Origin of the sequence: Klebsiella sp. GG_Kp173, from assembly GCF_040062415.1 — a bacterium.
Taxonomy (GTDB): Bacteria; Pseudomonadota; Gammaproteobacteria; order Enterobacterales; family Enterobacteriaceae; genus Klebsiella; species Klebsiella quasipneumoniae.
In genome coordinates, this window is the sequence record NZ_JBEAFZ010000047.1 from 1 (window position 1) to 6,103 (window position 6,103).

General features: G+C 52.8%; 3 protein-coding genes and 2 pseudogenes. 1 reads left to right on the plus strand and 4 read right to left on the minus strand.

Features of this window, described 5'->3' with window-relative positions; genetic code table 11:
* Positions 1-53: 53 nt before the first annotated feature.
* Positions 54-206 (plus strand): annotated as a pseudogene (locus ABLU50_RS15825) (IS1 family transposase); the annotation flags it as partial.
* 14 nt (positions 207-220) lie between these two features.
* Here the strand turns inward: ABLU50_RS15825 and ABLU50_RS15830 are convergent.
* The 4 genes and pseudogenes from ABLU50_RS15830 to lacI form a co-directional block, all read right to left on the minus strand.
* Positions 221-361 (minus strand): annotated as a pseudogene (locus ABLU50_RS15830) (maltose acetyltransferase domain-containing protein); the annotation flags it as partial.
* A 65-nt stretch (positions 362-426) separates the two neighbouring features.
* Positions 427-1,680 carry a lactose permease gene (lacY, locus tag ABLU50_RS15835; protein WP_003846917.1) on the minus strand — a complete coding sequence of 418 codons (1,254 nt, stop codon included), beginning with the start codon at positions 1,678-1,680 and terminating at the stop codon, positions 427-429.
* A gap of 51 nt (positions 1,681-1,731) precedes the next feature.
* Positions 1,732-4,806, minus strand: a complete 3,075-nt coding sequence (gene lacZ / locus ABLU50_RS15840; RefSeq protein WP_080466037.1) for a beta-galactosidase — start codon at positions 4,804-4,806, stop codon at positions 1,732-1,734.
* Positions 4,807-4,927: 121 nt separating this feature from the next.
* Complete coding sequence (gene lacI / locus ABLU50_RS15845) at positions 4,928-6,010, minus strand: DNA-binding transcriptional repressor LacI (protein ID WP_004206569.1); 1,083 nt, start codon at positions 6,008-6,010, stop codon at positions 4,928-4,930.
* Positions 6,011-6,103 lie beyond the last annotated feature (93 nt).

Sequence of the window (6,103 nt, forward strand, 5' to 3'; positions counted from 1 at the left end):
CATCGGGCATTATCTGAACATAAAACACTATCAGTAAGTTGGAGTCATTACCCAGCAAGCGATATACGCAGCGAATTGAGCGGCATAACCTGAATCTGAGGCAGCACCTGGCACGGCTGGGACGGAAGTCGCTGTCGCTCTCAAAATCGGTGGAGCTGCATGACAAAGTCATTGGGCATTATCTGAACATAAAACACTATCAATAAGTTTGAGTCATTACCCTTTTTTCAACTTCTGATGGATGCGAGTGATTGAACTCATACATTAATGTTTTCCCACGAAGTCTTTTTTCAGGTAAGCCTTCGCACATATCGGTAAATAGCTTGCCTGCTTTTATTTTTTCTGTCATCGACATGTTCATTTTTAACATTCCGTCCTGATAAGTTGGTCGGATAAGGCGCTCGCGCCGTATCCGACATTAATTTCTTAAGCGACTTCATTCACCTGGCGACGCAGCAGAGAAAGTGGGCCGGGGCCGCTAAGCGTGAACACGGAAATTAAGGTGAAGCCCAGCGCCACCAGACCCAGCACCAGGTAAGCGCCCTGGAAACCGATGCTTTCATACATATTGCCCGCCAGAATAGACATAAAAATCATCGCCAGTTGCTTAAAGAAGCAGAAACAGACCAGATAAATCGTCGCTGAAAAACGCACTTCAAACTGGCTGGTAATATATTTAAAGCAGCCCACCAGCAGGAACGGTACTTCAAACATATGCAGCGTTTTCAGAATAACCACTTCCAGTGCTGAGGTAGCGAACGATGAGCCAATAATACGTACTGACATAATAGTGCCAGCCAGCAGCAGGGCGTTTTTCCCACCGATGCGATTAATGATCAGTGGCGCAAAAAACATAATCGAGGCGTTAAGTAATTCGCCCATTGTCGTTACGTAGCCAAATACCCGCGTACCCTGTTCACCGGTAGCAAAGAACGAAGTAAAGAAATTAGCAAACTGTTGGTCAAAAACATCGTAGGTGCAGGAAACGCCAATAACATACAGTGACAAAAACCACAGTTTTGGCTGTCTGAACAGTTCCAGCGCCAGCTTAAGGCTAAATGCCGAATGGTTGGCACCTACCGCATTGGCAACCGTGGCAGAAGAGGGCGCATCCGTTTTGGCGAAAAAGAGTAAAACGGCGAGGATGAATGCACAGCCAGAACCCAGCCAGAAAACAAACTGATTATTGATGGTGAACATGATGCCGACAATCGAGGCACACAGCGCCCAGCCAACACAGCCAAACATCCGCGCGCGACCATATTCGAAATTACTGCGACGGCTGACTTTCTCGATAAATGCCTCTACTGCTGGCGCACCGGCGTTAAAACAAAAGCCTAGATAAATACCACCAACAATCGATCCTACTAAAATGTTGTATTGTAACAGTGGCCCGAAGATAAAAATAAAGAACGGCGCAAACATCACTAACATGCCGGTAATAATCCACAGCAGGTATTTGCGCAGCCCGAGTTTGTCAGAAAGCAGACCAAACAGCGGTTGGAATAATAGCGAGAACAGAGAAATAGCGGCAAAAATAATACCCGTATCACTTTTGCTGATATGGTTGATGTCATGTAGCCAAATCGGGAAAAACGGGAAGTAGGCTCCCATGATAAAAAAGTAAAAGAAAAAGAATAAACCGAACATCCAAAAGTTTGTGTTTTTTAAATAGTACATAATGGATTTCCTTACGCGAAATACGGGCAGACATGGCCTGCCCGGTTATTATTATTTTTGACACCAGAGCAACTGGTAATGGTAGCTACCGGCGCTAAGCTGGAATTCCGCCGACACTGACGGGCTCCAGGAGTCGTCGCCACCAATCCCCATATGGAAACCGTCGATATTCAGCCATGTGCCTTCTTCCGCGTGCAGCAGATGGCGATGGCTGGTTTCCATCAGTTGCTGTTGACTGTAGCGGCTGATGTTGAACTGGAAGTCGCCGCGCCACTGGTGTGGGCCATAATTCAATTCGCGCGTCCCGCAGCGCAGACCGTTTTCGCTCGGGAAGACGTACGGGGTATACATGTCTGACAATGGCAGATCCCAGCGGTCAAAACAGGCCGCAGTAAGGCGGTCGGGATAGTTTTCTTGCGGCCCTAATCCGAGCCAGTTTACCCGCTCTGCTACCTGCGCCAGCTGGCAGGTCAGGCCAATCCGCGCCGGATGTGGCGTATTGCTCGCCACTTCAACATCAACGGTAATCGCCATTTGACCACTTCCATCAATCCGGTAGGTTTTCCGGCTGATAAATAAGGTTTTCCCCTGATGCTGCCACGCGTGGACCGTGGTAATCAGCACCGCGTCGGCAAGCGTATCTGCCGTGCACTGCAACAACGCTGCTTCGGCCTGGTAATGGCCCGCCGCCTTCCAGCGTTCGACCCAGGCGTTAGGGTCAATGCGGGTCGCTTCACTTACGCCAATGTCGTTATCCAGCGGTGCGCGGGTGAACTGATCGCGCAGCGGCGTCAGCAGTTGTTTTTTATCGCCAATCCACATCTGTGAAAGAAAGCCTGACTGGCGGTTAAATTGCCAACGCTTATTATCCAGCTCGATGCAAAAATCCGTTTCGCTGGTGGTCAGTTGCGGGATGGCGTGGGGCGCGGAGGGGAGTGTCACGCTGAGGTTTTCCGCCAGACGCCACTGCTGCCAGGCGCTGATGTGTCCGGCTGCTGACCATGTGGTCGCGTTCGGTTGCACTACGTGAACCGTTAGCCAGAGTTGTCCGGCGCTCTTCGGCTGCGGTAGTCCAGGCAGTTCAATCAACTGTTTACCTTGTGGAGCGACATCCAGAGGCACTTCACCGCTTGCCAGCGGCTTGCCATCCAGTGCCACCATCCAGTGCAGGAGCTCGTTATCGCTATGACGGAACAGGTATTCGCTGGTCACTTCGATGGTTCGCCCGGATAAACTGAACTGGAAAAACTGCTGCTGGTGTTTTGCTTCCGTCAGCGCCGGATGCGGCGTGCGGTCGGCAAAGACCAGACCGTTCATGCAGAACTGGCGATCATTCGGCGTATCGCCAAAATCACCGCCGTAAGCCGACCACGGATTGCCATTTTCATCATATTTAATCAGCGACTGATCCACCCAGTCCCAGACGAAGCCGCCCTGTAAACGGGGGTACTGACGAAACGCCTGCCAGTATTTAGCGAAGCCGCCAAGACTGTTACCCATCGCGTGGGCGTATTCGCAAAGGATCAGCGGGCGCATCTCTCCAGGCAACGAAAGCCATTTTTTGATGGACCATTTCGGCACAGCCGGGAAGGGCTGGTCTTCATCCACGCGCGCGTACATCGGGCAAATAATATCGGTTGCGAAGGTGTCGGCTCCGCCGCCTTCATACTGTACCGGGCGGGAAGGATCGACAGATTTGATCCAGCGATAGAGTGCGTCGTGATTAGCGCCGTGGCCTGATTCATTCCCCAGCGACCAGATGATCACACTCGGGTGATTACGATCGCGCTGCACCATTCGCGTTACGCGTTCGCTCATCGCGGGTAGCCAGCGCGGATCATCGGTCAGACGATTCATTGGCACCATGCCGTGGGTTTCAATGTTGGCTTCATCCACCACATACAGGCCGTAGTGGTCGCACAGCGTGTACCACAGCGGATGGTTCGGATAATGCGAACAGCGCACGGCGTTAAAGTTGTTCTGCTTCATCAGCAGGATATCCTGTACCATCGTCTGCTCATCCATGACCTGACCATGCAGAGGATGATGCTCGTGACGGTTAACGCCGCGAATCAGCAACGGCTTGCCGTTCAGCAGCAGCAGACCATTTTCAATCCGCACCTCGCGGAAACCGACATCGCAGGCTTCTGCTTCAATCAGCGTGCCGTCGGCGGTGTGCAGTTCAACCACCGCACGATAGAGATTCGGGATTTCGGCGCTCCACAGTTTCGGGTTTTCGACGTTCAGACGTAGGGTGACGTGATCGGCATAACCACCACGCTCATCGATAATTTCACCGCCGAAAGGCGCGGTGCCGCTGGCGACCTGCGTTTCACCCTGCCACAAAGAAACCGTCACCCGCAGCTCATCGCGCAGCTCGCCGTACATCTGAACGTCTGCCTCCAGTACAGCGCGGCTAAAATCATCATTAAAGTGAGTGGCTACATGGAAATCGCTGATTTGCGTGCTCGGTTTATGCAGCAACGAGACGTCACGGAAAATGCCGCTCATCCGCCACATATCCTGATCTTCCAGATAACTGCCGTCACTCCAGCGCAGCACCATCACCGCGAGGCGGTTTTCTCCGGCGTGTAAAAATGCGCTCAGGTCAAATTCAGACGGCAAACGACTGTCCTGTCCGTAACCGACCCAGCGCCCGTTGCACCACAAATGAAACGCCGAGTTAACACCATCAAAAATAATTCGCGTCTGGCCTTCCTGTAGCCAGCTTTCATCAACATTAAATGTGAGCGAGTAACAACCCGTCGGATTCTCCGTGGGAACATACGGCGGATTGACCGCAATGGGATAGGTCACGTTGGTGTAGATAGGCGCATCGTAACCGTGCATCTGCCAGTTTGAGGGGACGATGACAGTATCGGCGTCAGGAAGATCGCGCTCCAGCCAGCTTTCTGGTACCGCTTCTGGTGCCGGAAACCAGGCAAAGCGCCATTCACCATTCAGGCTGCGCGACTCTTGGGAAGGGCGATCGGTGCGAGCCTCTTCGCTATTACGCCAGCTGGCGAAAGGGGGATGTGCCGCAAGGCGATTAAGTTGGGTAACGCCAGGGTTTTCCCAGTCACGACGTTGTAATACGACGGCCAGTGAATCCGTAATCATTGTCATAGTTGTATCCTGCGTGAATTGTTATCCGCTCACATTTTTGCATAACATACGAGCCGGACACATAGAGTGTAAAGCCTGGGGTGCCTAATGAGTGAGCTGACTCACATTAATTGCGTTGCGCTCACTGCCCGCTTTCAAGTCGGGAAACTTGTCGTGCCAGCTGCATTAAGGAATCTGCCAACGTGCGGGGAGAGGTGGTTTGCGTATTGGGCGGTAGGGTGGTTTTTCTTTTCACCAGTGAGACGGGCAACAGCTGATTGCTCTTCACCGCCTGGCCCTGAGAGAGTTTCAGCAAGCGGTCCACGCTGGTTTGCCCCAGCAGGCGAAAATCCTGTTTGATGGTGGTTAACGGCGGGATATAACACGAGCTGTCTTCGGTATCGTCGTATCCCACTACCGAGATATCCGCACCAACGCGCAACCCGGACTCGGTAATGGCGCGCATTGCGCCCAGCGCCATCTGATCGTTGGCAACCAGCATCGCAGTGGGAACGATGCCCTCATTTAGCATTTGCATGGTTTGTTGAAAACCGGACATGGCACTCCAGTCGCCTTCCCGTTCCGCTATCGGATGAATTTGATTGCGAGTGAGATATTTATGCCAGCCCGCCAGACGCAGACGCGCCGAGACAGAACTTAATGGGCCCGCTAACAGCGCGATTTGCTGGTGACCCAATGCGACCAGATGCTCCACGCCCAGTCGCGTACCGTCTTCATGGGAGAAAATAATACTGTTGATGGGAGTCTGGTCAGAGACATCAAGAAATAACGCCGGAACATTAGCGCAGGCAGCTTCCACAGCAATGGCATCCTGGTCATCCAGCGGATAGTTAATGATCAGCCCACTGACGCGTTGCGCGAGAAGATTGTGCACCGCCGCTTTACAGGCTTCGACGCCGCTTCGTTCTACCATCGACACCACCACGCTGGCACCCAGTTGATCGGCGCGAGATTTAATCGCCGCGACAATTTGCGACGGCGCGTGCAGGGCCAGACTGGAGGTAGCAACGCCAATCAGCAACGACTGTTTCCCCGCCAGTTGTTGTGCCACGCGGTTGGGAATGTAGTTCAGCTGCGCCATCGCCGCTTCCACCTTTTCCCGCGTTTTCGCAGAGACGTGGCTGGCCTGGTTCACCACGCGGGAAACGGTCTGATAAGAGACACCGGCATACTCTGCGACATCGTATAGCGTTACTGGTTTCACATTTACCACCCTGAATTGACTCTCTTCGGGTGCTATCATGCCATACCACGAAATGTTTTGCGCCATTCGGAGGGGGCACGCCGAAGTGAGATT